General features: G+C 67.5%; 27 protein-coding genes, 2 tRNA genes and 1 pseudogene. 14 read left to right on the top strand and 16 right to left on the bottom strand.

Annotated elements, in window-relative coordinates:
* The 3 genes and pseudogenes from NA11_RS38325 to NA11_RS38315 all read left to right on the top strand — a co-directional run.
* Nucleotides 1–648: pseudogene (locus tag NA11_RS38325) on the top strand (polynucleotide kinase-phosphatase); the annotation flags it as partial.
* A 176-nt stretch (nt 649–824) separates the two neighbouring features.
* Nucleotides 825–2,063, top strand: a complete 1,239-nt coding sequence (locus tag NA11_RS38320) for a serine hydrolase domain-containing protein (RefSeq protein ID WP_069166994.1) — start codon at nt 825–827, stop codon at nt 2,061–2,063.
* Nucleotides 2,064–2,122: 59 nt separating this feature from the next.
* Entirely contained in the window at nt 2,123–2,443 is a 321-nt protein-coding gene (locus NA11_RS38315; RefSeq protein WP_069166993.1) for a hypothetical protein, read from the top strand.
* A 1-nt stretch (nt 2,444) separates the two neighbouring features.
* Here the strand turns inward: NA11_RS38315 and NA11_RS38310 are convergent, their stop codons facing one another.
* Together NA11_RS38310 and NA11_RS38305 are read right to left on the bottom strand one after the other, a co-directional pair.
* On the bottom strand, nt 2,445–2,840 hold the full coding sequence (locus NA11_RS38310) for a DUF1801 domain-containing protein (protein ID WP_069166992.1): 396 nt from the start codon (nt 2,838–2,840) through the stop codon (nt 2,445–2,447).
* 88 nt (nt 2,841–2,928) lie between these two features.
* A complete protein-coding gene (locus tag NA11_RS38305) occupies nt 2,929–3,510 on the bottom strand; it encodes a helix-turn-helix domain-containing protein (protein ID WP_069166991.1) in 582 nt (193 codons plus the stop codon).
* Between the two features lie 89 nt (nt 3,511–3,599).
* On the opposite strand from NA11_RS38305, the gene NA11_RS38300 reads away from it, so the two are divergent.
* Entirely contained in the window at nt 3,600–4,607 is a 1,008-nt protein-coding gene (locus NA11_RS38300; RefSeq protein WP_069166990.1) for an alpha/beta fold hydrolase, read from the top strand.
* A gap of 30 nt (nt 4,608–4,637) precedes the next feature.
* A complete protein-coding gene (locus tag NA11_RS38295) occupies nt 4,638–5,282 on the top strand; it encodes a TetR/AcrR family transcriptional regulator (RefSeq protein ID WP_069166989.1) in 645 nt (214 codons plus the stop codon).
* Between the two features lies 1 nt (nt 5,283).
* Here the strand turns inward: NA11_RS38295 and NA11_RS38290 are convergent, their stop codons facing one another.
* The 5 genes from NA11_RS38290 to NA11_RS38270 all read right to left on the bottom strand — a co-directional run bounded on the left by NA11_RS38290 (nt 5,284) and on the right by NA11_RS38270 (nt 9,658).
* Complete coding sequence (locus tag NA11_RS38290; protein WP_069166988.1) at nt 5,284–6,048, bottom strand: trans-aconitate 2-methyltransferase; 765 nt, start codon at nt 6,046–6,048, stop codon at nt 5,284–5,286.
* A 126-nt stretch (nt 6,049–6,174) separates the two neighbouring features.
* Complete coding sequence (locus tag NA11_RS38285) at nt 6,175–6,660, bottom strand: NUDIX hydrolase (RefSeq protein WP_069166987.1); 486 nt, start codon at nt 6,658–6,660, stop codon at nt 6,175–6,177.
* Between the two features lie 10 nt (nt 6,661–6,670).
* The gene (locus NA11_RS38280) at nt 6,671–7,915 is read right to left on the bottom strand and encodes an RNA polymerase sigma factor (protein WP_069166986.1); all 1,245 of its coding nucleotides are present in this window, start codon (nt 7,913–7,915) and stop codon (nt 6,671–6,673) included.
* On the bottom strand, nt 7,912–8,316 hold the full coding sequence (locus NA11_RS38275) for a YciI family protein (protein ID WP_069166985.1): 405 nt from the start codon (nt 8,314–8,316) through the stop codon (nt 7,912–7,914). Before NA11_RS38275 ends, NA11_RS38280 begins: the two co-directional genes overlap by 4 nt.
* A 106-nt stretch (nt 8,317–8,422) precedes the next feature.
* A complete protein-coding gene (locus NA11_RS38270; RefSeq protein WP_069166984.1) occupies nt 8,423–9,658 on the bottom strand; it encodes an NAD(P)/FAD-dependent oxidoreductase in 1,236 nt (411 codons plus the stop codon).
* Between the two features lie 181 nt (nt 9,659–9,839).
* Here NA11_RS38270 and NA11_RS38265 point away from each other — a divergent pair, with 181 nt between their 5' ends.
* A complete protein-coding gene (locus NA11_RS38265) occupies nt 9,840–10,487 on the top strand; it encodes a mycothiol-dependent nitroreductase Rv2466c family protein (RefSeq protein WP_069166983.1) in 648 nt (215 codons plus the stop codon).
* A gap of 46 nt (nt 10,488–10,533) precedes the next feature.
* Here NA11_RS38265 and NA11_RS38260 read toward each other — a convergent pair whose 3' ends face one another.
* Nucleotides 10,534–11,610, bottom strand: a complete 1,077-nt coding sequence (locus tag NA11_RS38260; RefSeq protein ID WP_069166982.1) for a M48 family metallopeptidase — start codon at nt 11,608–11,610, stop codon at nt 10,534–10,536.
* A 177-nt stretch (nt 11,611–11,787) separates the two neighbouring features.
* Between NA11_RS38260 and NA11_RS38255 the strand changes: the two genes are divergently transcribed.
* Both NA11_RS38255 and NA11_RS38250 read left to right on the top strand, forming a co-directional pair.
* A complete protein-coding gene (locus NA11_RS38255; RefSeq protein ID WP_069166981.1) occupies nt 11,788–12,261 on the top strand; it encodes a ribose-5-phosphate isomerase in 474 nt (157 codons plus the stop codon).
* A gap of 16 nt (nt 12,262–12,277) precedes the next feature.
* Complete coding sequence (locus tag NA11_RS38250) at nt 12,278–13,090, top strand: Fpg/Nei family DNA glycosylase (protein ID WP_069166980.1); 813 nt, start codon at nt 12,278–12,280, stop codon at nt 13,088–13,090.
* A 244-nt stretch (nt 13,091–13,334) separates the two neighbouring features.
* On the opposite strand, the gene NA11_RS38245 is transcribed toward NA11_RS38250, so the two are convergent.
* A complete protein-coding gene (locus NA11_RS38245) occupies nt 13,335–14,285 on the bottom strand; it encodes a GGDEF domain-containing protein (protein ID WP_069166979.1) in 951 nt (316 codons plus the stop codon).
* A 903-nt stretch (nt 14,286–15,188) separates the two neighbouring features.
* Here NA11_RS38245 and NA11_RS38240 point away from each other — a divergent pair.
* Both NA11_RS38240 and NA11_RS38235 read left to right on the top strand, forming a co-directional pair.
* Nucleotides 15,189–15,262: transfer RNA gene (locus tag NA11_RS38240), tRNA-Gly, on the top strand.
* 45 nt (nt 15,263–15,307) lie between these two features.
* A tRNA-Pro gene (locus NA11_RS38235) sits at nt 15,308–15,381 on the top strand.
* A 74-nt stretch (nt 15,382–15,455) separates the two neighbouring features.
* Here NA11_RS38235 and NA11_RS38230 read toward each other — a convergent pair.
* Nucleotides 15,456–16,292 carry a phosphoribosylaminoimidazolesuccinocarboxamide synthase gene (locus tag NA11_RS38230; protein WP_069166978.1) on the bottom strand — a complete coding sequence of 279 codons (837 nt, stop codon included), beginning with the start codon at nt 16,290–16,292 and terminating at the stop codon, nt 15,456–15,458.
* A gap of 122 nt (nt 16,293–16,414) precedes the next feature.
* On the opposite strand from NA11_RS38230, the gene pepN reads away from it, so the two are divergent.
* Nucleotides 16,415–18,994 carry an aminopeptidase N gene (gene pepN, locus NA11_RS38225; protein ID WP_069166977.1) on the top strand — a complete coding sequence of 860 codons (2,580 nt, stop codon included), beginning with the start codon at nt 16,415–16,417 and terminating at the stop codon, nt 18,992–18,994.
* A 105-nt stretch (nt 18,995–19,099) separates the two neighbouring features.
* On the opposite strand, the gene NA11_RS38220 is transcribed toward pepN, so the two are convergent.
* The 5 genes from NA11_RS38220 to NA11_RS38200 all read right to left on the bottom strand — a co-directional run bounded on the left by NA11_RS38220 (nt 19,100) and on the right by NA11_RS38200 (nt 23,099).
* Nucleotides 19,100–19,897, bottom strand: a complete 798-nt coding sequence (locus tag NA11_RS38220; RefSeq protein ID WP_069166976.1) for an NAD(P)H-binding protein — start codon at nt 19,895–19,897, stop codon at nt 19,100–19,102.
* Between the two features lie 174 nt (nt 19,898–20,071).
* Entirely contained in the window at nt 20,072–20,536 is a 465-nt protein-coding gene (locus NA11_RS38215) for a DUF5130 domain-containing protein (protein ID WP_069166975.1), read from the bottom strand.
* Nucleotides 20,523–20,798, bottom strand: coding sequence for an aa3-type cytochrome oxidase subunit CtaJ (gene ctaJ / locus NA11_RS38210; RefSeq protein WP_069166974.1), 276 nt, complete (start codon nt 20,796–20,798; stop codon nt 20,523–20,525). The genes NA11_RS38215 and ctaJ overlap by 14 nt, the downstream gene beginning before the upstream one ends.
* A 125-nt stretch (nt 20,799–20,923) precedes the next feature.
* The gene (locus NA11_RS38205) at nt 20,924–22,525 is read right to left on the bottom strand and encodes a glycoside hydrolase family 13 protein (RefSeq protein WP_084655436.1); all 1,602 of its coding nucleotides are present in this window, start codon (nt 22,523–22,525) and stop codon (nt 20,924–20,926) included.
* A gap of 133 nt (nt 22,526–22,658) precedes the next feature.
* Nucleotides 22,659–23,099: a globin gene (locus NA11_RS38200; protein WP_069166972.1), complete on the bottom strand. Its 441-nt coding sequence runs from the start codon at nt 23,097–23,099 to the stop codon at nt 22,659–22,661.
* 232 nt (nt 23,100–23,331) lie between these two features.
* Between NA11_RS38200 and NA11_RS38195 the strand changes: the two genes are divergently transcribed.
* Complete coding sequence (locus NA11_RS38195; protein ID WP_174567791.1) at nt 23,332–24,036, top strand: HNH endonuclease; 705 nt, start codon at nt 23,332–23,334, stop codon at nt 24,034–24,036.
* 100 nt (nt 24,037–24,136) lie between these two features.
* Here the strand turns inward: NA11_RS38195 and NA11_RS38190 are convergent, their stop codons facing one another.
* The gene (locus tag NA11_RS38190) at nt 24,137–24,706 is read right to left on the bottom strand and encodes a helix-turn-helix domain-containing protein (RefSeq protein ID WP_069166970.1); all 570 of its coding nucleotides are present in this window, start codon (nt 24,704–24,706) and stop codon (nt 24,137–24,139) included.
* Between the two features lie 80 nt (nt 24,707–24,786).
* Here NA11_RS38190 and NA11_RS38185 point away from each other — a divergent pair, with 80 nt between their 5' ends.
* Together NA11_RS38185 and NA11_RS38180 are read left to right on the top strand one after the other, a co-directional pair.
* On the top strand, nt 24,787–25,734 hold the full coding sequence (locus NA11_RS38185) for an AzlC family ABC transporter permease (RefSeq protein WP_439957141.1): 948 nt from the start codon (nt 24,787–24,789) through the stop codon (nt 25,732–25,734).
* A complete protein-coding gene (locus tag NA11_RS38180) occupies nt 25,731–26,042 on the top strand; it encodes an AzlD domain-containing protein (RefSeq protein ID WP_069166969.1) in 312 nt (103 codons plus the stop codon). The genes NA11_RS38185 and NA11_RS38180 overlap by 4 nt, the downstream gene beginning before the upstream one ends.
* The last annotated feature ends 62 nt before the right edge of the window (nt 26,043–26,104 follow it).

Here is a 26,104-nt window from a genome sequence, read left to right as displayed (position 1 = left end):
GCGCGCGGGCTCGACGTGGCGGAGCTGGCGGACCGCACCGGTGCGCGGGCGGCGGACGCCGCCGCCTTCACCACCGCGTACGGCCGCTACTGCTGGCCGGTCGACGGCTTGTCCGGGCTGCGGCTCGCGCCGTTCCAGATCCTCGCCGCCGAGGGCTCGAATTACGCGGTGCGGGACCATGATTGGCACCTCACCCGGATCGACCGGTTGGCGGCGGCCGACGCCGAGTTGTTCGCGCCGACCGGTCGGGTGTTCGTGGATCTGAGCGATCCGGCGAGCGAGGCCAGCGCCACCGCATGGTGGACCGAGCTCACCGAGGCGGGCGGCGAGGGCATGGTCGTGAAGCCGCGCCAGTCGGTGGTCCGCGGCGGCAAGGAGGGTTCGGGGCGGCTGGTCCAGCCGGGCGTGAAATGCCGTGGCCCCGAGTACCTCCGGATCATCTACGGTCCCGAGTACCTGCGCGAGACCAATCTGCGCAGGCTGCGCACGCGTGGGCTCGGCCGCAAGCGCTCGATGGCGTTGCGCGAGTACGCCCTCGGCCTCGAGGCCCTGGATCGGCTTGCCACGGGCGAACCGTTGTGGCGGGTGCACGAGGCGGTATTCGCGGTGCTCGCACTGGAATCCGAGCCGGTGGATCCGCGGCTGTGACTGACATCACATCGCTACAACTGACCCAGACAGGGTAGGCAAAGGTGCACAGCGGCGGCTGTGCACCACGCCAGAAGCATTGCACTCGACAACTGACACACGTTACCGTCGAGTGTTAGCAGGCTGCTTGCAAGTGTTATCGGCCTGGCTGGCGAACCGGACAAAGGAGTCTGCCCATGCCCTCAGCGAGCTCAGACAGCACGCCGAACACCGGGCACATGATCGTCGACGACCGCTTCACCGCCGTAGCCGCGAAGTTCTTCGCGATGTTCCGGCGCAAGCGGCAGGGCGGCGGTGCGCTCGCGGTGTACCTCAACGGTGCTCCGGTGCTCGACATCTGGGCGGGCTGGGCCGACCACGACCGGCGCTGGCACGCCGACACCATGGCGTTGTCGTACTCGACCGGCAAGGGTGTCGCGGCGACGATCGCGCACCGGCTGCTCGAGCGTGGCCTGCTCGAGCTCGACGCGCCGGTGGCGACGTACTGGCCGGAGTTCGCGGCAAACGGCAAGCAGGACATCACGGTTCGCGAGGTGCTGAACCATCGCGCCGGACTGCAACGCGTCCGCGGACTGCTCGACAACCCGGCGGACCTGCTCGACCACGACGCGTTGGCCGCCGCCCTCGCCGCCGCCGCACCGGATCCGTTGCGGCTGCGCGCCTCCGGCTATCACGGGCTCACCTTCGGCACGCTCGTCGCCGAAATGACACAGCGCGTGACCGGACGCGGATTCACCGACGTGGTGCGCACCGAACTCGAAGAACCCTTGGGCGAGAACGACTTCTGGTTCGGTGTTCCGCAACGCCAACGCCATCGCCTGGCGGCGTTGTCGCCGCGACTCGGCGTGGCCAAGGTGCCGTTCGATCGGATGATCGCCCCCTTCGCCTCGCTGCGCTCGGTGCACTCGGCGCGCAGCGCGGTCTACGACGGCTGGGCCGACATGACTCTCGGTCAACAGCCTTACGACGCGATAATGCCCAGCTGGAACGGTGTTTTCACGGCACGGGCAGTCGCCAGGATGTACGGCGCGATCGCCAACGACGGCATGGTCGGGCACCGCAGACTCCTGCGCACGGACACCACCGACCTGATCGCCCAGATGCCGCCGGGCAGCCGCTTCGACTACGTCCTCGGCGCGCCACCGCATTTCGCGCTCGGCTACCACCGCGGCATCGTCGGCACCACCCTGACCAGGCGCGCGCTCGGCCACTTCGGCATCGGCGGCTCCGGCGGTATCGCGATCCCGAGCCTCGGCCTCGCCGTCGCCTTCGTCACCAATCACCTTGGCAATCACGCCATGTCGCTGGGCGATGCCCGCCTGCCGGTGCTCGCCGCCCTGTCCCGGCGCGCCGCCGTCGGCGCCGCCGACCTCGACCCCGTCTCGACGGACTCCCTCGACGTCGCGGCGGGCTGACTACGAAGCGCCGGAAAATTTGTGGCGGGCGGGCCCGTCGGCCGGGCAAGATCCGCGGCATGGAGATGGACGCGCCCCCGTGGACTGTGACCCTGATCTGCGGTGCCTCGGGAGTGGGGAAATCGCGTACCGCGATCCCGCTGGCCGCCCGATACGGCGTGCCGCTGGCCGAAGCCGACGATATCGTCACGGCACTCGCCGCGTTGACCACGCCGGAACACCATCCGCTCCTGCATTATTGGGACACCCACCCGGAAATCCAGGTCGCGGAACCGGAGCGCATCGCCGAACTGCATTTCGCCGCCGCTGACGCTCTCCGGCCGGGGTTCGAGGCCGTCATCGCCGAACAGGATACGGAGTTCGACGTCGCCGCAGGCTGACTCAGCCCTTGCCTTTCAGCTTGCGCCACCCACCAGCCCGATTGTTCGCGATGATCTGCTTGAACATCGCGAGAAGCGCTGGCGCAGGAACACTTTCGCCCTCGCGAACAGCGACGGTGCGCGCCGTCTTGTTCTCGTGCCCCGCGGTGATGATCCCCTCGGGATCGGGCACGATGGCCCCGTCGTAGAGAAACACATTGACGTGCGTCTTCGCCGCGAGCAGCGCGCAGATGTTCCCCTCGAGCACGAAATACGGCTGCACCGTCCGCTTGATCGTCTCGACGACCTCGGGGTCTGCGGCGTGCACCAACTCCCGCACCTCCTGACAGATCGCCTGCTGCCACTCGGGCAGTGCGTCGATATAGACGTCGACGCGGGGGTCTACCTCGTAGGACATGCGCTACCTCGCCTTCGCTCGAACCGGCTACGCCGTGCCTGTCGCGATCCAAACACACGATCGGCGAAGCACACCGGATATTGCCTGATCAGACGTTGGGCTCGGCGCGCACGTGGGCACGCATCCCGTGCGTGCCGAACAGGATCAGGAGTTCGACGGCGCCGCCGTCGGCGCTGCCGAGCCAGTGCGGCAGGGACGTGTCGAATTCGGCGGCCTCGCCGGGTGGCAGCGTGAGGTCGCGCGCGCCGACGACCAGTCGCAGGTGACCGTTGAGGACGTACAGCCATTCGAAGCCCTCGTGCGTCTTCAGCGCCGGCTCGACAGGTTCCGGTTGCGCAGGAATCAGCATCTTGAATGCCTGCACCCCGCCAGGGCGGCGGGACAGCGGAATGAAGGTCATGCCGAATCGGTGGATCGGCTTCAGGTGGATTCGGGGGTCGCCGGTGCGTGGGGCGCCGACTAGGTCGTCCAACGGGACGTCGTAGGTGCGGGCAAGCGGGAGTAGCAGTTCCAGGGTGGCCCGGCGCTGTCCGCTCTCGAGGCGGGACAGGGTGCTCTCCGAGACACCGGTCGTCGCGGCGAGGTCGGCGAGGGTGATGCCGCGGTCGCGACGCAGCGCACGGAGCCGCGGTCCCACGGCATCGAGCACGTCTTCGGTTCCGGGGTCCATCCGGCCATCTTGCCAGAACCGCAAGTTTTCGTGCCAGATCGCGGTTGGGCTGGTGATGCTGAAAACGCCTCGACCCGAAGGAGACCACGATGCCAACCATCGCCCGCCGTTCCGTGCGGACACTGGCGACCGTCCTGCTTGCTCTCACACTCACGATCGGCACCGCTGCGTGCTCGACGCCTGCGACCGGCGAACCGCCGTCCTATGCCGTTGCCACCCAAGACGATCCGCAGTTCACGAAGAACTTCCGGCACGAGTTCGCTGACGTCGACGGCGTCCGAATGCACTACGTGACCGGCGGCAGCGGCTCGCCAGTGGTGCTGATTCACGGCTGGCCGCAGACCTGGTACGGCTGGTGGCCGATCATGCCCGCGCTCGCCGAGCAGCACACCGTCTATGCCATCGACCTCCCCGGACTCGGTGACAGCACCGGCTCGCCGACCGGCTACGACAAAGCGACCCTGGCGCGGTACGTGCACACGCTGATCGCCGATCGGCTCGGGGTGCGCGACGCCCGCGTGATCGGGCACGACTTCGGTGCTGCCGTCGCGTTCCAGTACGCGGCCCAATTCCCCTCCGACACTGCGCGTCTCGGCTACCTCGACCTACCACTGCCAGGGCCGGCGATCGATGCGCCGACCTACCGATCGCTGAGCTGGCACATCGCTTTCCACTCGCAGCGGCGGGTGCCGGAGGCGGTGGTTCGCGACGACGTCCGCGAGTACCTGGCACTGTTCTACCCTCAGGTCTCCTTCGGCGGAACAGCATTCGGCGGCACCTCGGATCGGTCACCGTTCACCGACGCCGAGATCACCGAGTACGCAAGGACTTACGGCAAACCCGAGGCACTGTCCGGCGGTTTCGAGCTCTATCGCGCGCTCGACAAGGACGTCCGCGACACCGTGACAGCACCGTCGGTCGGGATCCCGACCCTGCTCATGTCCGCCCAGGGGCAGCTCGACGCGATCCGTGCCACTGCGGCACCGCGCATGACCAACATCGTGCGCGGAGTGGACGTGCCGCACGCCGGGCATTGGCTCGTCGAGGAGAATCCCCAATTCGTGACCGCGGAACTGCTGCGTTTCCTCGACGAATGAACCGAATGCCGCCTGAGTACGATCGACCGTATGGAAAGCGGCCCCGAATCTGCCATGCTCCCCCGGCACCGGCCCGCCGACACCACCGACAAGCGGCTGCTCCGCGGGGCGAAGACGCGCCAGACGGTGCTGCGGCAGGCGGCCGATATCGCCTCGCTGGACGGGCTCGAGGGGGTCAGCTTCGGCAGGCTCGCCACCGAAACCGGCCTCAGCAAGGCGGGCATCCAGACGCTGTTCAAGACGAAGGAAGCGCTGCAGCTGGCCACCGTCGACTTCGCGCGCGAACTGTTCGTCGACCACGTGGTCCAGCCGGCCAGGCCGCAGCCGCACGGCGTGGCCAGGCTGCGCGCGCTGGTCGACAACTGGCTGGCCTACGTCGAGACGCCGGTGTTGACCGGCGGATGCTTCTGGGTCGCGTGCGCAGCGGAGCAGGACAGCAGGTCCGGTCCGGTGCACGACGCGTTGTTCGACGCCAAGGGGGCCTGGTTGACCATGCTCGAACGCGAGCTGCGGCACGCGGTGACCGAGGGCGAAATCGGCTCCGTTGACGCCGAATTCGCCGCATTCCAGATCGACGCCGTGCTGTCGGCCACCAATACCGCACTGCGCATCGGCGAGAAGTCCGCCGCAGGCCGTGCCCGAAGTATCGTGGCAAGCTTGCTGGTCACGCCATGAATCAGGACTTGTGGGCGACCGCGAAAATGCGACGGAACGGGAACCACGTACTGCCGTCAGCCATTTGCGGATAGGCGTTGCGCAGCCGCGGCGCCAGCTCGGTGCGAAACTCCTGCCAGTCCGTGTTGTCGAGTGCGCCTCGAATCGGCGTCAGCGCGGTGCCGGTCACCCACTCCAGCACCGGATCCGGCCCGGTCAGCCGCTGCAGATAAGTCGTCTCCCACACATCGACACTGGTACCTTCGGCGATCATCACCGCGACATAAGCACGCGGGTCAGGCACCGCATCGGCGGACCGCAGCGCGATCTCCGCCAACGCGCCCTGCCACCGCGGCTCGGTAGCCAACGCCCGGATCGCCCGATGCGACGGCGCATCGAAATTCCCCGGCACCTGCAACGCGAACCAGGCACCGCGCGGCAGCGCGGCCATCCACTCCCCCAGCAAGGTCAGATGGTCCGGAACCCATTGCAGCACAGCGTTACAGACCACCACATCGGTCTCCGCATCCGGCTGCCAGTCGTGCACATCGAGCACCCGTGCGGCGACCCCACGCTCGCGCGCCTCGCGCACCATCTCCGGCGAGGAATCGAGCGCATCGATCCGAGCCTCCGGCCACCGCTCTCCGAGCACCCCGGTCAGCGTCCCCGGCCCACACCCCAAATCCACTACGGTGCGCGGCTTTTCCGCGTCGATCCGCCCCACCAACTCGAAGAACGGCCGAGCCCGATGATCAGCAAAGTCGAGATACTTCTTCGGATCCCACATCTGACCCTCCTCGCCAAACAGTACGAGCGTTCTTAGTACGATTGTACGGTATAGCTTCGCGCAACCGCGGACGTCGTCTCGGGCCGCTGAGCCGCTGCGCGCAATGAATCCACTAGTCCCACGCCGTCAGGTTTGCTGGGCCAGGTGTTCGGACAGGCGGTCCAGGTAGGGGCGTTGGCCGGTGCTGAGTTTGGCGGTGGCAGTGGGAAGGTCGAACCAGGCGGCACGGTCTATTTCGGGAAAGCTGGCGGTCTTGCCGGAGCGCGGGGGCCATTCCATCTCGAAGGTGCCCGGGACAATGGCGGTGGGATCGAGGTCGCCTTCGAGAGCCCAGACGGTGAGGTTCTTCTTGCCTTTGCCGCTGCCGTAGCGGACGTCGCCGAGGGGAATCCAGTCGCCGGGCGGGACGAAAAGGCCCAGTTCCTCATGGAATTCGCGGCTGGCCGCGGCTTGGGCGTCTTCGAGGTCCGGTTCGTATTCGCCCTTCGGTATCGACCACGCGCCGTCGTCCTTCTTGGCCCAGAACGGTCCGCCCATGTGGCCCAGGAGCACCTCGGGCCGGCCTGCGGTCCGGCGGAACAGCAACACGCCCGCGCTGTACTTGTCCGTCACCCCACGCAGTCTAGGAGTGACGGAGGCGGGCGGCGCGGAGGGTGAGGTAGTGGTTTTCCGGCGAGCTCGGGGTGCGGGCCGCAGCGGCGGTGTAGTGGGCGATGGCGGCGGGGAAATCGCCTGCCATTTCATGGAGATGGCCGCGCACGGCGTCCAGGCGGTGGTTGGTCGAGAGTTGGTCGTCCAGGGTGGCGGCGAGCGCGAGGCCAGCGGCGGGCCCGTGCACCATGGCGGTGGCCACCGCCCGGTTGAGGGTGACGATCGGGTTGTCGGCGAATTTTTCGAGAAGCAGGTAGAGATCGAGGATCTTGGACCAGTCGGTGTCTTCGGCTCGGACCGCCTGAGCGTGCAGGACGGCGATGGCCGCCTGGATCTGGTAGGGGCCGGAAAGTCCTTGGGCGAGAGTGCTGGTCGTCAACCGGACACCCTCGGTGATCTGCGTGCGGTCCCACCGCGCGCGGTTCTGCTCGGCGAGCGGAATCAGTTCACCGTGCGCACCGGTGCGGGCGGCACGGCGGGCATCGGTGAGCAGCATGAGCGCGAGCAGGCCGGTGACCTCGGTGTGGTCAGGTAGCAGCCGATGCACGGCGCGGGCCAAACGAATTGCCTCGGTGGACAGATCGACACGATGCAGATCAGGACCGGCGGTGCTCGTGCTGCCCTCGGTGAAGATCAGATAGAGCACGTGCAGGACGGTGCCGAGTCGCTCGCTTCGCGAGAGCTCGTCGATCCCCGCGAACGGCCGGTCCAGTGTCGCCAGCTTCTTCTTCGCCCGCGTGATCCGCTGCGCCATGGTCGTTTCCGGCAGCAAGAAGGCGTGCGCGATCTCCGCCGTGCCGAGCCCACCGACCGCGCGCAAGGTCAACGCGATCGCGCTGGCCGAAGACAACGCGGGATGGCAGCAGAGAAAGAACATGGCGAGCGTGTCGTCCTGGTCGACCGGCATCGCATCAGGCACGTCGCGATCGAATGCCGTTGTCTCCCTGCGCCGCCGCGCGACCTCGGCGCGCACCGCGTCCGCCATCCGGCGCTGCGCCACCTGCATGAGCCAACCACGCGGATTGTCCGGCAGCCCTTCGACCGGCCACTGGGTCGCCGCAGCGAGCAACGCCTCCTGCACAGCGTCCTCGGCGGTGTCGAAATCACCGAAACGACGGACCAACGCACCGAGGACCTGCGGCGCCAACTCGCGCAACAGGTCCTCGGCCCTCGCCGGGAGCGGTGTGTCGTCGGGCACCACTCGCCGGTTGCTCACTGGTCAGTGGCTGGGGCGCATTGCACCAACCGCACTTCGATGTATTCGCCTATCGGCTTGCCACCCGGCCCCGGTGCCGCCGAGGCCTGCCCGGCGATCTCGTAGGCCCGTTCCGGGCTTTCCACGTCGACGATCCAGTACCCGGCCAGAAATTCCTTCGTCTCGGGGAATGGTCCATCCGTCACCACCGGCGCCGAGCGGCCGTCGGAGCTGACGATGCGGGCTTCCTCGGGACCGGCGAGCCCTTGCGCGTCGACCAGCTCGCCCGACTTGGCCAATTGCTCGCCGAGGGCGCGTTGAAAGTCTATGTGCGCCTGGATTTCTTCGGGGGACCATTCCGCAATCGGAGTGTCGCAGAACGCAGGGGTGGTGGTGTAGGTCTTGAGCAGCATGTACTTCATCGGAACTTCTCTCCGGCTACCGCCGATCGGTGCGCCAGGGTGGCGCGCTCGCGATGAGGTCGGAACCGAGCGCGCGGTTTCGACACATCGTGCCCGGTGAACCGCGTCACAGCGGAATCGACGTGTCGGCCAAGCGATCCGGGTCGACGGGCTCTCCTGCCAGGATCAGCTCCTTGATCCGGTCGGTCACGTCCCACACATTCACGTTCATACCCGCAAGCACCCGGTTGTCCGCGTCGAGCCAGAACGCGACGAACTCGCGGCCCGCCACATCACCACGCGTCACCACTCGGTCGTACTCGCCGGGCGCCGCGTAGCCGGTGTACTCCATGCCCAGGTCGTACTGGTCGGTGAAGAAGTAGGGCAGCCGGTCGTAACTCGCGTTCTTCCCGAGCATGGTCGCGGCCGCGACAGCAGGCTGGTTGAGCGCGTTCGCCCAGTGCTCCACCCGAATTCGGCGACCGAGCACCGGATGCTGTTGTTCCGCAATGTCACCGACGGCGACGATGTCCGGATCGCTCGTCCGTAGGTGCTCGTCGACGAGCACGCCGCCGTCGACGGCGAGCCCGGCGTCAGCGGCCAGCCCGATGTTCGGGCTGGCGCCGACCGCGACCAGCACCGCCTGCGCCTCGACGACGGTGCCGTCGCCGAGCTTCACGCCGGTGGCCAGCGCGGTCCCGATCCCTTCCTTCGTGGTGATCTCGGTGACCTGAGCGCCGAGCCGCAGATCGACACCGTGCGCGCGGTGCAGGTCGGCGAACACGTCACCCATCTCCGGCCCGAGCGCGCCGAGCAGCGGATGCTTCGCGGTTTCGACGATGGTCACCTCGACGCCCGCATTCCGCGCCGCCGAGGCGACCTCCATGCCGATCCAGCCTGCCCCGATGATCACGATCCGCTGCGCCGCGCTGCCGAACAGCTCCACCAGGGTGTCGGAATCCTCGATGGTCCGCAGCGTGTACACGTTCGGCGCATCGGCGCCGGGTATCGACAGCGTGCGCGGCGTCGAACCGGTGGCAAGCGCCAGCTTGTCGTAGGAGATCGTGGATCCGTCGGGCAGCGAGATCGTCTTCGCGGCCCGGTCGAGTCCCTCGACGGTCGTGCCGACCTGTACCTCGATGTGATGGTCCCGGTACCACTGGCGCGGTTCGACGGTGAATTCGGGGAGCTGCTTCTTGCCTGCCAGATGTTCCTTGGACAAGGGTGGGCGCTCGTAAGGCAGCCACTCCTCCTTGCCGACCAGCGTCACCGTTCCAGGAAAGTCGTTGGCGCGCAATGCTTCCGCTAGCTTCGCCGCGGCAAGTCCGCCGCCGACGATAACGAAATGTTGATCCGAGCTCATGGCGGACTCCTTGTTCGAGAGGTAACCGGACTCCTGGTGGCCAACCCTACTGGGGGCGGCGGCGGCATCTCCCGAAAACGCGTCCACCGGACGGGAACGAATCGGCCGTTCGCGTGGTTGCTCGGTAGAGCGGCGAAAAGTGCGCGCCGCCCACTGATCATGTCTTTCGAGAGGACCTACCGTGAGTGATGCCGGTTCCGCCAAAGATGTCGCCGATTTCTGGTTCGACCCACTGTGCCCCTGGTGTTGGATCACCTCCCGCTGGATCCTCGAAGTCGAGCAGGTCCGCGACATCGAGGTTCGCTTCCACGTGATGAGCCTGGCTGTGCTGAACGAGGACAAGGCAGACCTGCACCCGGGGTACAAGGACCTGCTGGCCAGCGGCTGGGGTCCGGTGCGGGTCGCCATCGCCGCCGCGCAACAGCACGGCGAGAAGGTGCTGTCGCCGCTCTACACCGCGATGGGCACCCGTATCCACAACCGCCGCGACGAGTACAAGCGCGACTCGCGCACGGAATCCCTCGTCGCGGTGATCGCCGATTCGCTCGCCGAGGTCGGCCTGCCCGCCGAGCTGGCCGCGGCCGCCGAAAGCACCGACTACGACGAGGCGCTGCGCAAGAGCCACCACGAGGGCATGGACAAGGTCGGCACCGACGTCGGCACGCCGACGATCCACATCAACGGCACCGCGTTCTTCGGCCCGGTGCTGTCCCGCATCCCGCGCGGCGAGCAGGCGGGCAAGCTGTGGGACGCCTCGGTCACGCTGGCCGACTACCCGCACTTCTTCGAGCTCAAGCGGACCCGCACCGAGGAACCGGAATTCGACTGAGCGCGCGCAGGCATGCCGCGGGGCGAACCCGCGGCATGCGGCCAGCTCAGAACTGAACGGGTTTGGGCGGCAGTGCGGGCGTCTGCCCGGCCGAGCTCGGATAGCCGCCCGGCGCTGGCACGCCAGGTCCGGCGGGCGGGCTGGGACGCAGCCACAGCCTGCCGTGCGCGCTGCGGTCCCGCAGCGCCCACATCCGCCAGGTCAGCACCGGGTGCGACGACATGGCGTTGACCACCCAGACGAAGAAGCCCTTCTCCTCTGCCGCGCGGTCGGCCATCTCGTCGAAGCCGACGAGCGTGTTCATGTACTTGCCCGCGGCCAGCGTGCCCATCGCGGCAGGTGCGCCGACATGCCGATTGCAGAAGCCGTGATTGTCGGCGGTGTACTCCTGCGCGCGAATCAGCGAGCTGCCGATGATCGGCAGGAACGGCACCAGGAACATGCCGAGCTGCCGCCAGTACGAGGTGTGACCCGCCGCGATGTGACCGACCTCGTGGCCGATGATGAACGCCAGCGCATCGGGTTCGCGTGCGGCGCCGCCGATCTCGAACAGATCGCTGTAGACCGCCACGTAACGGCGGAAGCCGTGCCCGCTGGCGAACGCGTTGATCTGGCCGTTGCCGAGCACCACATACGCGTCAGGCACCGTGGTCATGCCGAACCGGGCGGCCGCCTCCACCACCATCTGGTAGCCCTCCGGAAACTGCGTCGGCGACATCTTCACGCCGTTGACCCGCTGCGTCGAATAGGTGATGCCACGGCCGAACCAGAGCACCACCGGCGCGGACACCAGCAACAACACATACTGATCGAAGCTGCCGAAAGCCAAGAGCAGCACCGCGATCAGATACGCGACGCTGGTCAACATGACCACGACGACGAGCATCGGGATCTCCCAGTTGTGCCTGGCGGGCATCCCGAAAGGCGAAAGCCCGCGCGGCTGCTGCTGCGGCGGCACCACAGGCGGGACGGGCGCGCCAGGATAGGCGCCATAGGGCGCCTGCGGGTAGGGCGGCGGGAAGGACGCGGCAGACGCGTCCTGCGGCTGCGCCCACCCTCCCTGGGCAGTCGGATCGGCGTGCGGGCCCGACTGATGGGGCGGTTGGGGTTCGTGCGGCTGCATGAGATGAACTCTATTCAGATGCGGGTGAGGGGAGCGGCGCCACGGCGATGCGTCGGGATCCTGATGGTCCCGGACGTGCCAGGCGTACTTCTCGATTCGCGGAAGCGGTCCCCGGCGTTAATGGGGTCGTATGCCCCTTCGTGCCTGGCCAGGAACCGGCCTGACAGAATGCCTGCCATGCGCGTATACCTCGGTGCCGACCATGCCGGTTTCGAACTCAAGAACCACGTCAAGGATCATCTGGAAAAGGCGGGCCACGAAGTGGTCGACTGCGGCGCGCTCGAATACGACGCGCTCGACGACTACCCGGCCTTCTGCATCGAGGCCGCCCGCCGCACCGTCGCCGACCCCGGCAGCCTCGGGCTGGTCTTCGGCGGCAGCGGCAACGGTGAACAGATCGCCGCGAACAAGGTGCCCGGCGCCCGCTGCGCGCTGACCTGGAGCGTGGAGACCGCCAAGCTGGCGCGTCAGCACAACAACGCGCAGCTGGCAGGCATCGGCGGCCGCATGCACTCCACCGAGGAGGCGCTCGCCATCGTCGACGCGTTCGTCTCGACCCCGTGGTCGGAGGAGGCGCGGCACCAGCGGCGCATCGACATCCTGGCCGACTACGAGAAGTCCGGCGAGGCTCCGGCGGTTCCCGCGTACTGATCGCGCGTATCCGTCCGTGCCAGAAGGTCATACGCTGCACCGGCTCGCGAGGCTGCATCAGCAGCGCCTCGCGGGCGGTGTGGTGCGCGTGTCGAGCCCGCAGGGCAAGTTCGCCGCCGGTGCGGCGCGCGTCGACGGACAGTTGCTGACGCGCGCCGAAGCATGGGGCAAACATCTACTGCACCACTACGACTCGGGTCTGGTCGTGCACGTGCACCTCGGCCTCTACGGCAAGTTCACCGAGTCCGAGCTGCCGATGGGCGAACCCGTCGGCCAGGTCAGGATGCGCATCCTCGGTGCGCCGGACGGGCAACCCGGCTTCGGCACCGACCTGCGCGGGCCGACCGCCTGTGAAGTGCTGGTCGCGCCAGAGGTTTCCGCGCTGACCGACCGGCTCGGTCCCGACCCGCTGCGCCGCGGCGCCGACCGCGACCGCGCCTGGCAGCGCCTGCACCGCTCACGCAGGCCGATCGGCGCGCTGCTGATGGATCAGTCGGTGCTCGCGGGCGTCGGCAACGTGTACCGGGCGGAAGTGCTGTTCCGGCACCAGGTTTCGCCGTACCGCCTCGGCACCGGACTGTCCGCCGACGAATGGGACGCCATGTGGGCGGATCTCGTCGCACTGATGAAAGTCGGTGTGCGCGTCGGCAAGATGGTCGTGGTCCGCCCCGAGGACGATCACGGCGCACCCTCATACGCCCCCGACCGCCCCCGCACCTACGTCTACCGCCGCCAAGGCGAACCATGCCGCGTCTGCGGCACCCCTATCACCCACGCAGTCATGGACGCCCGAAACCTCTTCTGGTGCCCCACCTGCCAACCCGACTAGCCCCGCAGCCCCACCTAAGCCCGGCCTCACGATCGAGGGGGTACTGGTGCAGGCATCGCCCGAGAAGCCACCTGCACCAGTACCCCCTCGATCAGAAACATCGCCCGTGGGCGCTCGGCATGCAGCGGCACCGTCAGCTGCACTGGAACACCGCCTGCCGACGGCTAACCGTCGGCCCGACTCGTGCCGTCGCTCAACGTGACTCGTCGCTGAGCCGCTCAGCGCGGTGTCTGTCGACGCTTCCTCAGCCTGCGACGGCCGTGTCGATCTCCGGTTCGTCGGCGAGGGCGAAGCGTCGGCCGCCCGCTGTCTTCGCCGAGTACATTGCGCGGTCGGCGCGGCGAAGCAGGTCGCTGAAGTCGCAGGAGCTGCCGGGTGGGCAGTAGGCGGTGCCGACGCTCGCGGAGACCGGCACCGGGCCCGCCGTCGACCAGACCGGGTCGCGCAGTGCGGAAACGATGCTGTGGGCGAGGTCGCCGACCGTGTTGTGCGGCGGGTTGACGGCAAGCACGAATTCGTCACCGCCGTAACGACAGATGACCGTGTCGGGCGGGCACACCTCGCGCAGCCGGTTGGCCAGCTCGACGAGCACCTCGTCGCCGATCGCATGCCCGTAGCCGTCGTTGATCTGCTTGAACCGGTCCAGGTCGATCAGCAGCAGGCCGACGCCGCGGTTCGGGTCGGTCGACATCAACCGCACCCGGTCCTGCAGCAGCGTCCGGTTGGCGAGGTCGGTGAGCGCGTCGTGGGTGGCCTCGTGCCGCAGCCGATGCTGCAGCGCGGCGATCTCCTGCACGCGCAACGACACCTTGGCCGAAAGGTTCTGCTCCTGCTGTGCCAGCGCGCGCTCCTGCAGCGCCTGCGCATAGCTGTCGATGGCTTGGCTGGCGACGAACGGCCAGCGGGTGGCGACCAGCGAACCGGGCGCACCGGAGGGGAAGCCGAGCAGCCAGCGAGTGGCTTGCGCGAGCATCCGGATCCGGTCGAACGGCGCCTCGGCGAGCCGAGCCCCGAGTCCGCGTGCCTCCGGCACCGGGAAGGGCTCGGACCTGGCTAGCGTGAGTAGGCGCTCGACGATCTCGATCAGTACCGGTTCCAGCTGTTGTGGCGACGCGCCGGAACCCGGCTCGGCGCACACCGCCCGGGCCCAGGCGCGGGCCATCGCGGCGACGGGGGGCTCGATATCGACCGACATCGAACTCACCCGGCGCCGGTGACGTCGGTACCCAGAAGCCCTGTGCTGGCACAGGTGCCGTCGTCACCCCGATCGTTCGCACTGCTACGCGGTTCTGTCCACCTGGCTCGGCGCACGCTCACCGCCCCCTTTCCAGATACCCCCGTCCGGCAAAAAGGATCCTAGCAAGCCACCCGGCATCGAAAAACGCTGTTTTACAACGTGTTCTCGATCCCTCGCGAATGGCGATCGGGTATGTGATCGCTGGAATCGCACTGGCGTTACATAGGAATTTTGTTCGCTGAGAAGTCGCGCGCTGACGCGCTGACGACGCGCTATGGATGCGCGCCGAGCGGGTCCCCGCGACCACCAGCGACACGTCGACGCCGTGGGGCCGCCCGCTTGGTCCAGCGGACCGCGGACCATGGCATCGCATCGCAGTAGCCGTGTGATTTGCCGAGGATGCGCGAGGCTTCGGCCCGATCGGGAACTGGTGACGGATTTCTCGTCCCGCAGCACACCCGGTGGTCGGAAGAACAGGACAAATTCCTGTTACGGCGGCGAGTTGCGTTGTCGACACAGGCATCCTCTCCGCGACCGCTCGGGCGCGACTGGTGGCCACCCCGTGGGCCACGGCTCCCCCCGACAGGAGTCGTCACGCGTCCCATATGCTCCCCGCTTCCGTGCCGACACGCCCGAGTTTCCAGGAAGAGAACCCTTTTAATTTCATTTAGTTCTGGTTCACCCGCCGTCGCCCCGACAGGGCCGATGACGTGCAAGACCGTAGGCGGTGCGTTGCCCCGACGCCAACAGCCGTGCTAACGCGGCCGAGCCGAGCGGGGGCTGATTGGCATTTCTGAAGCAGGGTTCGGTACAGTCTGAACGCACACGACATCGTGGCGATCCCATCGATGTCGTATGCCTGCCGGTGTAGTTCAATGGTAGAACTTCTGCCTTCCAAGCAGATAGCGCGGGTTCGATTCCCGTCACCGGCTCCACACAGAATTCAGCCTCGACGGCGGCCACCGCCACCGCGAGGGACACGGGGTGTAGCGCAGCTTGGTAGCGCATCCGCTTTGGGAGCGGAGGGTCGCAGGTTCAAATCCTGTCACCCCGACAAAGTTTCACTCTTTCGGTCCTCGTCGAGGGCCATCGGGTGCCCGCCGCCGAGGCGGCGGGCAGCACTCTCCCCTACTGCGGCACGCCGGCCCAGGCGCGGCCGGTGATGAGTTCGTAGGCCTCTTCGTACTTTTGGCGAGTCGCCTCGACGATGTCGGCGGGGATCTCCGGGCCGGGGTACTCCTTGTTCCAGCCGGTGGAGGTGGCCCATTCGCGGACGAACTGCTTGTCGAAGGAGCGTTGGGGGCGACCGGGTTCCCATTCGGCGGCGGGCCAGAAACGGGACGAATCGGAAGTGAGGACCTCGTCACCGAGGGTGAGAACGTCGCCGTCCCAGCCCAACTCGATCTTGGTGTCGGCGACGATGACGCCGCGCTCGGCGGCGTGCGCGGCACCACGGGCGTAGACGTGCAAGGTCAGGTCGCGCAGCTGCTCGGCGACCTCGCGGCCCTCCTGGTTCACCACGTCCTCGAAGGTGATGGACTCGTCGTGCCCCTCGGACGCTTTGGTGGTCGGCGTGAAGATCGGCTCGGGCAGCTTGTCGCCCTCGCGCAGACCGGGCGGCAGCGCAACCCCGGACACCGAGCCGAGCTGCTGGTACTCCTTCAGCCCCGAGCCGACCAGGTAGCCGCGGGCGATGCACTCGACCTGCACCATCTTCAACGGCTTGACCCGGATCGCGCGGCCCGCGAACTCGGCGGGCACATCGGTGGCCGAGACCACATGGTTGGGCACATCGGTGAAGAAGTCGAACCACCAGTTCGACAGCTGAGTCAGCAGAGCGCCCTTGTCCGGGATCGGCGTCGGAAGCACCACGTCGTACACCGAGACCCGGTCGGACGCGACGAGCAGCAGTGTTTCGCCGTCCTCGTAAAGGTCACGCACCTTGCCCGCGTGCACATGCTTCACTCCACAGCTCCATCCGGTTCGAGTCGATAGGGTTCTAAGGAAAAACTCCCGCGCGGGCCACCTTACCGAGGTGGCATCGTGGGGAACGCCCGAGCTTAGTTCTTCGAACCCGAAGGAGCCTCATGTCTGCCCCGAACCTGACTCGCGACCAAGCGGTCCAGCGCGCGTCGACAGTGTCGGTCGAGAATTACCGCATCGACCTGGATCTGACCGACGGCGCGGGCAAACCGGGCGAGCAGACGTTCTTCTCCCGCAGCACGGTCACCTTCACCGCGACCGCGGGCGCGGACACCTTCATCGACATCGTGGCCCGCGGCGTCCGCTCGGCAGTGCTCAACGGCACCGCGATCGACGTCTCCGGCTACGACGAGTCGACCGGCATCGCGTTGACCGGGCTTGCCGAAACCAACGAGCTTGTCGTCGAGGCCGACTGCGAGTACTCGCACACCGGCGAGGGCCTGCACCGCTTCGTCGACCCCACCGACCAGGCCGTCTACCTGTACTCGCAGTTCGAAACCGCCGATGCCAAGCGGATGTTCGCCTGCTTCGACCAGCCGGACCTGAAGGCCACCTTCGACGTCACCGTCACCGCGCCCACCGACTGGCAGGTCATCTCCAACGGCGCCGTGGTGGAAACCCTTGCGGCGGAACCGGGTAAGCACATCTTCCGCACCACCCCGAAGATGAGCACCTACCTGGTCGCGCTCGTCGCAGGCCCGTACGCGCAGTGGACCGACGTCTACACCGACGAACACGGCAGCATCCCGCTCGGCATCTACTGCCGCGCCTCGCTGGCCGAGCACATGGACCAGGAGCGCCTGTTCACCGAGACCAAGCAGGGATTCGGCTTCTACCACAAGAACTTCGGCGTGCCGTACGCGTTCGGCAAGTACGACCAGCTGTTCGTGCCGGAGTTCAACGCGGGCGCGATGGAGAACGCAGGCGCGGTGACCTACCTGGAGGACTACGTCTTCCGCTCCAAGGTCACCCGCGCGTCCTACGAGCGCCGCGCCGAGACCGTGCTGCACGAGATGGCGCACATGTGGTTCGGCGACCTGGTCACCATGAAGTGGTGGGACGACCTGTGGCTGAACGAGTCGTTCGCGACCTTCGCCTCGGTGCTCTGCCAGTCCGAGGCCACCGAATACACCGGCGCATGGACCACTTTCGCGAACGTGGAGAAGTCCTGGGCGTACGTGCAGGACCAGCTGCCCTCCACCCACCCGATCGCCGCGGACATTCCCGACCTGGCCGCGGTCGAGGTCAACTTCGACGGCATCACCTACGCCAAGGGCGCGAGCGTGCTCAAGCAGCTTGTCGCCTACGTGGGCTTGGACCCGTTCCTTGCCGGGTTGCGCGCCTACTTCGCCGACCACGCCTACGCCAACGCGACCTTCGACGACCTGCTCGCCGCGCTCGAGAAGTCCTCCGGCCGTGACCTTTCCGAGTGGGGCGCGCAGTGGCTCAAGACCACCGGCCTCAACACGCTGCGCCCCGACTTCCAGGTCGACGTCGAGGGCAAGTTCACCTCGTTCGCCGTCCTGCAGAGCGGCGCCGAGCCCGGCGCGGGCGAGCGTCGCGTGCACCGGCTCGCGATCGGCGTCTACGACGACCAGGACGGAAAGCTGGTGCGCACCAAGCGCGTCGAGCTCGATCTGGACGCGACCGAGCGCACCGAGGTTCCGGATCTGGTCGGCGTGCCGAGCGGGCAGTTCGTGCTGATCAACGACGACGACCTGACCTACTGCTCGGTGCGGCTCGACGCGGACTCGCTCGACGTGCTGATCAACCGGATCGGCGACATCGCCGAATCGCTGCCACGCACCCTCGCCTGGTCGGCGGCATGGGAAATGACCAGGCAGGCCGAGTTCCGGGCCCGCGACTACCTCGCCCTCGTCCAGCGCGGCATCGGCGCCGAGTCGGAAATCGGTGTGGTGCAACGGCTCCTGATGCAGGCCAACCTCGCGCTCAAGAGCTACGCCGACCCGGCGTGGGCGCAGAGCACCGGCTGGGCCGCCTACACCGAGCGGGTGCTCGAGCTCGCCCGCGCCGCCGAGGCGGGCTCGGATCACCAGCTGGCGTTCGTCAACGCGCTCACCGCCGCCAAGCTGTCCCCCGCCATCGTCGACGTGCTGTACGCGCTGCTCGACGGCGACCCGGCCGAGGCCGGTCTCGCCGGACTGGTGATCGACACCGACCTGCGCTGGCGGCTCGTGATCGCGCTGGCCGCGGCCGGCCGGATCGACGCCGACGGCCTCGAAACCCCGTTCATCGACGCAGTACTCGCCAAGGACCCGACCGCGGCGGGCAAGCGGCACGCACAGACGGCCGCGACCGCGCGTCCCAACGCCGCGGCGAAGGAGCAGGCCTGGACGAAGGTGATGGACGACGACTCCATCCCCAACATCACCGCCCGCTCGATCGTCACGGGCTTCGCGCCTGCCGGACAGAGCGAACTGCTCGCCCCCTACGTCGACCGGTACTTCGCCGAGGTCCCCGGCGTGTGGGAGCGGCGCTCCAGCGAGGTCGCGCAGACCGTGGTCGTCGGGCTCTCCCCGGCGTGGGCGGTCACCGAGGATGCCGTCGCCGTCGCCGACAAGTTCCTCGCGGGTGACCACCCACCGGCCTTGCGCCGCTTGGTCGTCGAGGGCAAGGCGGGAGTGGAGCGGGCACTGCGCGCTCGCGCCTTCGACGTCTCGTAGGCAGAGCAGTCGGCGGGATCCCGCTGACTGGTAGCTCAGACAAGCACCGAGCCGGCCCACCGGCTCGGTGCTTGTCGTTTCAGCGGCGCATCCACCAAGCCGTGTTCAGCGGAACAGGTCGGCGTTGGCAATCGCCCACTGGGCGAAGGGTATTGCGGGCACCCCGGTGACGTCGGCGACGGTGGTGGTCGGCTCGGGGGCGTAATCCACCATGCCCGCCAGCGCGTCCACATACCATTCGGCGGACTCGTCCATCCCGCGGCTGAACACTCGAATCCCTTCCTCGCGTGACACTTTCACCACGTTGAGGTCGCGGCCGAGCGCCGCGCCGATGAGCCGGATCTTGTCGGCCCTCGTGACCAGCTCCGGACCGGTGAGCTCATAGTTCTTCCCGACGTGTCCGTCGGAGAGCAGGACCTTGGCCGCGACCCTGGCGATGTCGTCCATGTTCGTCGGTGCGTTCGCGAGTTCCGGGTACGGATCACGAATCTCGTCGGACTCCTTGATCTGGTCGGTCCAGACGCTGGCGTTCTCGGTGAACTCCCCCGCCGACAGATGGGTCCACTCGACGCCGGAGTTCTCCACCGCCTGCGCGATCGGCGTCCAGTGCGCTTCCCCGGACAGGTCGACGATCTGCCGGACACCGGCCGCCTTGGCCAGCGCGACCACCTCGTCGATGGTGTCGAGCAGCGGCGCGAGATACATCCGGTCCACGCCGTCGAACGCGGCGGGCAGCGACGACACCCGCCCCAAATAGCCTTCCGCGACTTCGACTTCGGCGGGCAACGCGGCCCGCGCCGGATTGTTGGTGAGTGCGCGGACATCCTCGGCACCACCCGCGAGGAGGTGGTCGACGACCTTGCGTCCGATGTTTCCAGTTGCTCCGGTGACGAGAATCTTCATGCCCCCAACCGTGCGGGCAACGCCCGAAAGTCGCCAACCCCAACTTTTGGTGCTAGCGATAATCGAAAAATCCGCGTCTGCGTGCTCGAACCCCCAGAAACGCCACCGGCGCGCTCACCCGAAGGTGAGCGCGCCGGAAGCATGCTCGTGACTCCGCCTGGCGGCGGACGAAACTCAGCGACCGATGGCGGCGGCCATCACGCGGACCGCCGAAACCAGTCCGTCGATCAGCTGCCCCTGCCGGAACGAGCTGAGCGCGGCGGTGACGCCGAGCTGGCAGACGCGGTCGTTCGCACGGTCGGCGACGTCGTGGCCGGAGCGGACCTCGATCGCCTTGTCGTTGGGCGAGACGGCGATCAGCACCGAGCGGGCCGCCTCCGGCGTCGACGGGAAGATCGCGTCCGCGCCCGCGGCCGGATCGGCACCGAGATCGCCGATGTAGACGTTGAACCGCACCTTGGTCGCGCGGGTCGCCTCGGTGAGCACGTTGTCCATCGCCAGCCGCTCGTCATCGCTGAACGGGGCTTCCTTGAACACGTCGCCCGCCTCGTGCACGCCGGAGACGCGCCCGCTGGTGGTGACGACGTACCCGTGCGGCAGGTCGGCCTCGACCACCGCAGGCCAATTAGAACTTGCCACTTGCCCGGCCTCCGATCAGCTCCGCCTGGTTGGCTTCGATCGCCGCATGGTGTCCATGCGACGCAGCCTCGTGATGACCGGTCGAGGTCACCTCGTCGGTCGCACTCCACAGCACCGGAGCCTGAGTCCACTGCTGACCTAGGTCGAAGTGGGCCGGCTTGTCACCAGCGTATGGCTTACCGAGATACGACAATCCGGCGATCGCGCCGTAAATCACCAGCGGGATGCCGAGGAAGATCAGCACTGTCTCGAGAATGCTCACGGTCCAACGGTAGACGATGCTGTGTAGTAGTTCGCCGTCTGGTTCGAGTGCATGCCTCGTGTCGGGGTCGAAGTGGCGGCGATCGCCGGCCCTACGCGGGCCACCTCCGCTCCCCGCCGCAGGTTTCAGACCAGCCAGGCGGCCGTGTTCGGCGGCAGCTGACCGCCCTCCAGTGGCGCGCTCGCCAGCAGCACATCACCGGGTGGCAGCTGGGTCGGCGTCGCCGACGCGTTCAGCACACAGACCAGTCCGCCTTTCCTGCGGAAGGCGAGACAGCCGGGCGGGCTGCCGTACCACTCGATGAAGTCGCCCGCGAATTCCGGTCGGATGCGGCGCAATTCGATGGCCATCCGATACAGCGAAAGGGTGGAGCCGAGCTCCTCTAGCTGGGTCTCCACCGTCAAGCCCGCCCAGTCGGCGGGCATCGGTAGCCAGGGCTGCCCGGTGGTGAACCCGAACGGCGGCTTGGCGCCCTCCCACGGGATCGGCACGCGACAACCGTCGCGTCCGCGTTCGGTGTGCCCCGACCGCTCCCAGGCCGGGTCCTGCAGCACTTCGTCGGGCAGGTCGTCCACGTTCGGCAGGCCGAGCTCGGCGCCGTTGTAGATGAACACCGAGCCGGGCAGGCCGAGCTCGAGCAGCAGCATCGCGCGGGCCCGCGCCACCCCGGCCGCACCGTCGCCGTAGCGGGTGACCTCGCGCTTGATGTCGTGATTGGACAGCGTCCAGGTCGGCGTCGCGGACACCGGTCCGACCGCGGCCAGCGAATTGTCGATCGCGTCACGGATGGCGTCGGCGTCGAACTCGGTCTCGGCCAGCCGGAAGTTGAAGGCGAGGTGGAGTTCGTCGGGGCGGACGTACTCGCTGAACCGGACGTTGTCGTTGACCCACACCTCGCCGACCGTGATCGCTTCCGGGTAGTCGTCGAGCACCTTGCGGATGCGGCGGTGGATCTCGTGCACGCCCGGCTGGTTGAACCGCAGATCGTCGTCGTCGTTGACCAGCAGCGCGGACTTGACCTCCGCCATGTCGGGCAGGCCTTCCGGCTTCGCCATGCCGTGCGCGACGTCGATCCGGAATCCGTCGACGCCACGATCGAGCCAGAACCGCAGTGTCTTCTCGAAATCCGCGGCGACCTCGGGGTTTTCCCAGTTCAGGTCGGGCTGCTCCGGCGCGAAAATGTGCAGATACCACTGGCCGGGGGTGCCATCGGGTTCGGTGACCCTGGTCCAGGCCGGGCCGCCGAAGATGCTCGGCCAGTTGTTCGGGGGCTCGGCGCCGTCGGGTCCGCGTCCGTCGCGGAAGTAGTAGCGGGCGCGCTCCGGGCTGCCGGGGCCTGCGTCGCGTGCGGCGAGGAACCAGGGATGTTCGCTGCTGGTGTGGTTCGGCACCAGGTCCATCGTGATCTTGAGATGGCGGAAATGCGCCTCGGCGATGAGTTCGTCCATCGCGACGAGCCCGCCGAACAGCGGGTCGATATCGCGAGGATCAGCGACGTCGTAGCCACCGTCGGCCATCGGTGAACGCATCACCGGGCAGATCCACAGTGCGTCGACGCCGAGCAGCTCGAGATAGCCGAGCTTGTCGCGGACTCCGCCGAGGTCACCGACCCCGTCGCCGCCGGAATCCGCGAAGGATCTCGGATAAACCTGGTAGAACACGGCCGATCGCCACCATGGTTGCGTGGTGCGATCCACCGGCGCCCGTACGGCTGGTGCATCAGTCACACCAGTAATAGTGCCAAAGACTTGCGGCAAAAACCCTAACGAGGAGCAGCATTCTCGACTTCGGGCAAATCGCCAGCTTCCGTCAATGCGCCCGAAAACCCTCGGCCCGGCGCGGCTCTCGACCCAAACGCCCCTACCAGGGCGCGTTCATCAGCGAATTCGCCGCCATCTCCAGATAATCGAGCAGCGCCTTGCGATGTTCGTCATCGAGCACCTCGGGCTCGATCTCGGCAACAGCGATGTGCATGCAGCGCAGCCAGGCGTCGCGTTCCAGCGGACCGATGGTGAACGGGTTGTGCCGCATCCGCAGCCGCGGATGGCCACGTTCGTCGGAGTAGGTGCGCGGTCCGCCCCAGTACTGCTCGAGGAACATGCGCAGCCTGCGTTCGGCCGGGCCGAGGTCTTCCTCCGGGTAGAGCGGGCGCAGCACCTCGTCGGTGGCCACCTCGCGGTAGAACGACGCGACGATCCGCCGGAACGTGTCGGCGCCACCGACCGCGTCGTAGAACGACGCAGCGGTCTGCTCGCCTTGCTGTCCTGCCGCCGCCGCTGCTGTCTGCTCGCCCGAAGTCATAGACCCTCTCGATTCGCTGGGATACCGCAACCTTATTCTGCCCGCACCCCGCAAACCCCGCCCCCAGCACGGTATCCGAGGACCGTAAATCGCGACCTGGCGGCTCTTCAGCCACAGTTAACCGGACATTGTTGAAAATCACCGTGCAATAGCCGTCGTTCCATGGTCAACTGGGTGGCAATCTCTGCCGAGCTAACAGCATGATCCTGCCAATCATGAAATTGAGGTCCAGATGAAGCAGCGGCACAGCGCCAGGTCACACGAGGCGCGCGCACATCGACAACTCCAGCCCGCCGACGTCCACAATCGTGGGTCGGGGGCTACTCCGCTGCATATCTTGTCCGATCATTATCCGGGCGCGCATCACGGTCATCCAGACCATGCGCACCGCTCTGCACCGCCGCCCAGCGAGACTCCGAGCTGGTTGAAGCGCCGGGTGCTGCTGCTGAACGCCACCTACGAGCCGCTCACCGCCCTGTCCGCGCGCCGCGCGATCGTCCTGCTCATCTGCGACAAGGCCGACACTGTTCACCACGACGCCGATGGCCCGGTTGTCCATTCCGCCGAAGCCGCCGTCACCATTCCCTCGGTGATCCGCCTGCGCAGCTACGTCCATGTCCCGTATCGGGCCCGCGTCCCGATGACCCGCGCCGCCCTCATGCATCGCGACCGCTATCGCTGCGGCTACTGCGGTGGCAAGGCGGAAACCATCGACCATGTCATCCCGCGTAGCCGCGGGGGCGAACACTCCTGGGAGAACTGCGTCGCCAGTTGTGCGCCGTGTAATCACCGCAAGGCCGACAAGTTGCTGAGCGAACTCGGGTGGACGCTGCGCTCGCCGCTGGTCTCCCCCAAGGGTCCGCACTGGCGACTGCTGTCCACCACCGCCGATCTGGATCCCTTGTGGTTGCAGTACCTCGGCGAAGGCGCTGCCTGACACCGCGATTCGCCCTGAGCTCAGACCGTGAGCTTCATGATCAGGGGGCGGGAGCCACTCGCGGAACGCCGCCACCAGTGCCCCCTGATCATGAACGCGCTCAGGTGTATTCGACGATGAGTGTGGCGGTGGTTCCTGGTTCGAGTGCTTCGAAGACGTGCGGTAGGTCGGACGGATAGGCGAGGTAGTCGCCGGGGCCGAGTTCGACTGGCGCGTCGGAGAGTCCGGTCAGTGCGCGGCCGGTGGCGAGCAGGACGTGCTCCACCGAGCCGGGGATGTGCGGGTCGGATTTGCGCGCATGGCCTGGCTCTGCGGTGATTCGGAAGATGTCCCTTCTGGCATGCAGCGGGCTCGCGGCCAGCAGCGTCGCGCGATAGTTCGCGTGCTCGGCCACCACCACCGGCCCGTCGCCCGCACGGATCACCTGCACGCTCGGGCGTGGCGGGTCGAGCAGCCGGGACAGCGGCATGTCCAGCGCGACGCACAGGGCCCACAGCGTCTCCAAGCTCGGATTTCCGGTGCCCGATTCCAGTTGGGAGAGTGTGGATTTCGCGACGCCTGCGCGGCTCGCGACCTCGGTGAGCGACAGCCCGGCGCGGGTGCGTTCGCGGCGCAGCGAGGCGGCGATCACCGCCTGCGGTGCCGCTCCGGTCGAGTCGTCGCGCGTCATGCCTGCTCCCCTCGAGTGATGTAGACCGCACCCAGCGAACCATATTGACGAACCGACCAACAATGTTCACTATAAACGTCATGCGTTCGATATGGCGAACACTCGGGCGGGACACCGCCTCCGGCATCGTTGCGGTCTGCCTTGCCGTCGCGCTGATCGGGGTGTCCTACGGGGCGACCGCCGTCAGCTCGGGCCTGCCCATGTGGCTGCCCATGGTGCTCGGCGTCGTTGTCCTCGCTGGTGGCGCGGAGTTCCTGTTCATCGGGATCATCGCCGCGGGCGGGAGTCCGATCGCGGCCGTGCTGGCCGGGCTCGTGGTCAACGCCAGGCATCTGCCCTACGGACTCTCGGTGCCGGACATGGTCGGCACCGGGTGGCGGCGCTGGCTCGGCGTGCACCTGATGAACGACGAGTCGGTGGCGATGTCGCTCGCCCAATCCGACACCGCCCGTAAGCGAGCCGCCTACTGGGCCACCGGATTCGGCGTATTGATCGCCTGGCCGGGCGGCGCCGCCATCGGGGCACTGGTCGGCACCCTGGTGCCGGACACCTCGGTGATCGGGCTCGACGCGGTGTTCCCTGCGGTGCTGCTCTCGTTGGTCATTCCAGCGCTGAGCGACCGGGCAACGCTGCGCGCGGTTCTCGTCGGTGCGGCTATCGCAATCGCCACTGCACCGTTCCTCCCCGCCGGAATGCCTGTGCTGGCTGCACTTTTGGGGCTACTGGTCGTCGGGCGAGGGGCGAGTGAAGACAAGGCGGCAGAAGACGCGGATATGCCGCAGGGAACCACGATGTCCGTCCCATTGGCAGACCGCGCGGCGACATCGCTGGGAACCGTTGTGCCAGTACCGCAAACAAGCACCGCGTCCACGCCGGACGCACGTCTGGAAGTCGGCGCGCCCGTGCCGCAGGGGCGTAATGTGGCGGACCGCGCAGACGCGCGTCTTGGCCCCGCTGTGCACGCGCTGCCGGAAAGCGTTGCGGTGGCGGGACTTTCCCGCGGTGCGGTGCGAGCGGGTGCCGAATGATGCTGGCAGCAGGGATGATCGCACTTGCCGTTGGCACGTATGCGTTTCGCTGGGCCGGTCCCGCACTCCGCGAACGCATTCGCTTCCCGGCGCGCGCAGTTCGCGTGCTGGAGATCGGCGCCGTCGTCCTGCTCGCTGCCCTGGTGGCCGTCACCGCATTACCAAGCAGCTCGGGTGGCTTCGGATTCGCCCTACCCGCAGGCGTTCTCGTCGCGGGCGTGCTGGCCTGGCGCAAGCAGCCCATCCTCGTGGTGATCGTCGCCGCCGCCGCAACAACCGCCCTGCTCCGCCTCCTCGGCATCCACTGACTCGCCGAGGCCAACCAGTCCCACAGATCGTTCACGCCTTTCACACAGCCTGCAGCCTCTGT

This window comes from Nocardia altamirensis NBRC 108246, from assembly GCF_001612685.1.
Taxonomy (GTDB): domain Bacteria; phylum Actinomycetota; class Actinomycetes; order Mycobacteriales; family Mycobacteriaceae; genus Nocardia; species Nocardia altamirensis.
Note: the sequence above shows the minus strand (reverse complement) of the source record. Positions and strands in the feature narration are given on the sequence as shown.

Coding starts and splice junctions, on each gene's coding strand:
- NA11_RS38185 (WP_439957141.1), top strand. CDS start 24,787: ATGCGTTCGATATGGCGAACACTCGGGCGGGACACCGCCTCCGGCATC.
- NA11_RS38305 (WP_069166991.1), bottom strand. CDS start 3,510: ATGGACCCCGGAACCGAAGACGTGCTCGATGCCGTGGGACCGCGGCTC.
- NA11_RS38270 (WP_069166984.1), bottom strand. CDS start 9,658: ATGAGCTCGGATCAACATTTCGTTATCGTCGGCGGCGGACTTGCCGCG.
- NA11_RS38260 (WP_069166982.1), bottom strand. CDS start 11,610: ATGCAGCCGCACGAACCCCAACCGCCCCATCAGTCGGGCCCGCACGCC.
- NA11_RS38315 (WP_069166993.1), top strand. CDS start 2,123: ATGGAGATGGACGCGCCCCCGTGGACTGTGACCCTGATCTGCGGTGCC.
- NA11_RS38310 (WP_069166992.1), bottom strand. CDS start 2,840: ATGTCCTACGAGGTAGACCCCCGCGTCGACGTCTATATCGACGCACTG.
- pepN (WP_069166977.1), top strand. CDS start 16,415: ATGTCTGCCCCGAACCTGACTCGCGACCAAGCGGTCCAGCGCGCGTCG.
- NA11_RS38200 (WP_069166972.1), bottom strand. CDS start 23,099: ATGACTTCGGGCGAGCAGACAGCAGCGGCGGCGGCAGGACAGCAAGGC.
- NA11_RS38275 (WP_069166985.1), bottom strand. CDS start 8,316: ATGAAGTACATGCTGCTCAAGACCTACACCACCACCCCTGCGTTCTGC.
- NA11_RS38245 (WP_069166979.1), bottom strand. CDS start 14,285: ATGTCGGTCGATATCGAGCCCCCCGTCGCCGCGATGGCCCGCGCCTGG.
- NA11_RS38180 (WP_069166969.1), top strand. CDS start 25,731: ATGATGCTGGCAGCAGGGATGATCGCACTTGCCGTTGGCACGTATGCG.
- NA11_RS38300 (WP_069166990.1), top strand. CDS start 3,600: ATGCCAACCATCGCCCGCCGTTCCGTGCGGACACTGGCGACCGTCCTG.
- NA11_RS38195 (WP_174567791.1), top strand. CDS start 23,332: ATGAAGCAGCGGCACAGCGCCAGGTCACACGAGGCGCGCGCACATCGA.
- NA11_RS38220 (WP_069166976.1), bottom strand. CDS start 19,897: ATGAAGATTCTCGTCACCGGAGCAACTGGAAACATCGGACGCAAGGTC.
- NA11_RS38255 (WP_069166981.1), top strand. CDS start 11,788: ATGCGCGTATACCTCGGTGCCGACCATGCCGGTTTCGAACTCAAGAAC.
- NA11_RS38295 (WP_069166989.1), top strand. CDS start 4,638: ATGGAAAGCGGCCCCGAATCTGCCATGCTCCCCCGGCACCGGCCCGCC.
- NA11_RS38320 (WP_069166994.1), top strand. CDS start 825: ATGCCCTCAGCGAGCTCAGACAGCACGCCGAACACCGGGCACATGATC.
- NA11_RS38290 (WP_069166988.1), bottom strand. CDS start 6,048: ATGTGGGATCCGAAGAAGTATCTCGACTTTGCTGATCATCGGGCTCGG.
- NA11_RS38190 (WP_069166970.1), bottom strand. CDS start 24,706: ATGACGCGCGACGACTCGACCGGAGCGGCACCGCAGGCGGTGATCGCC.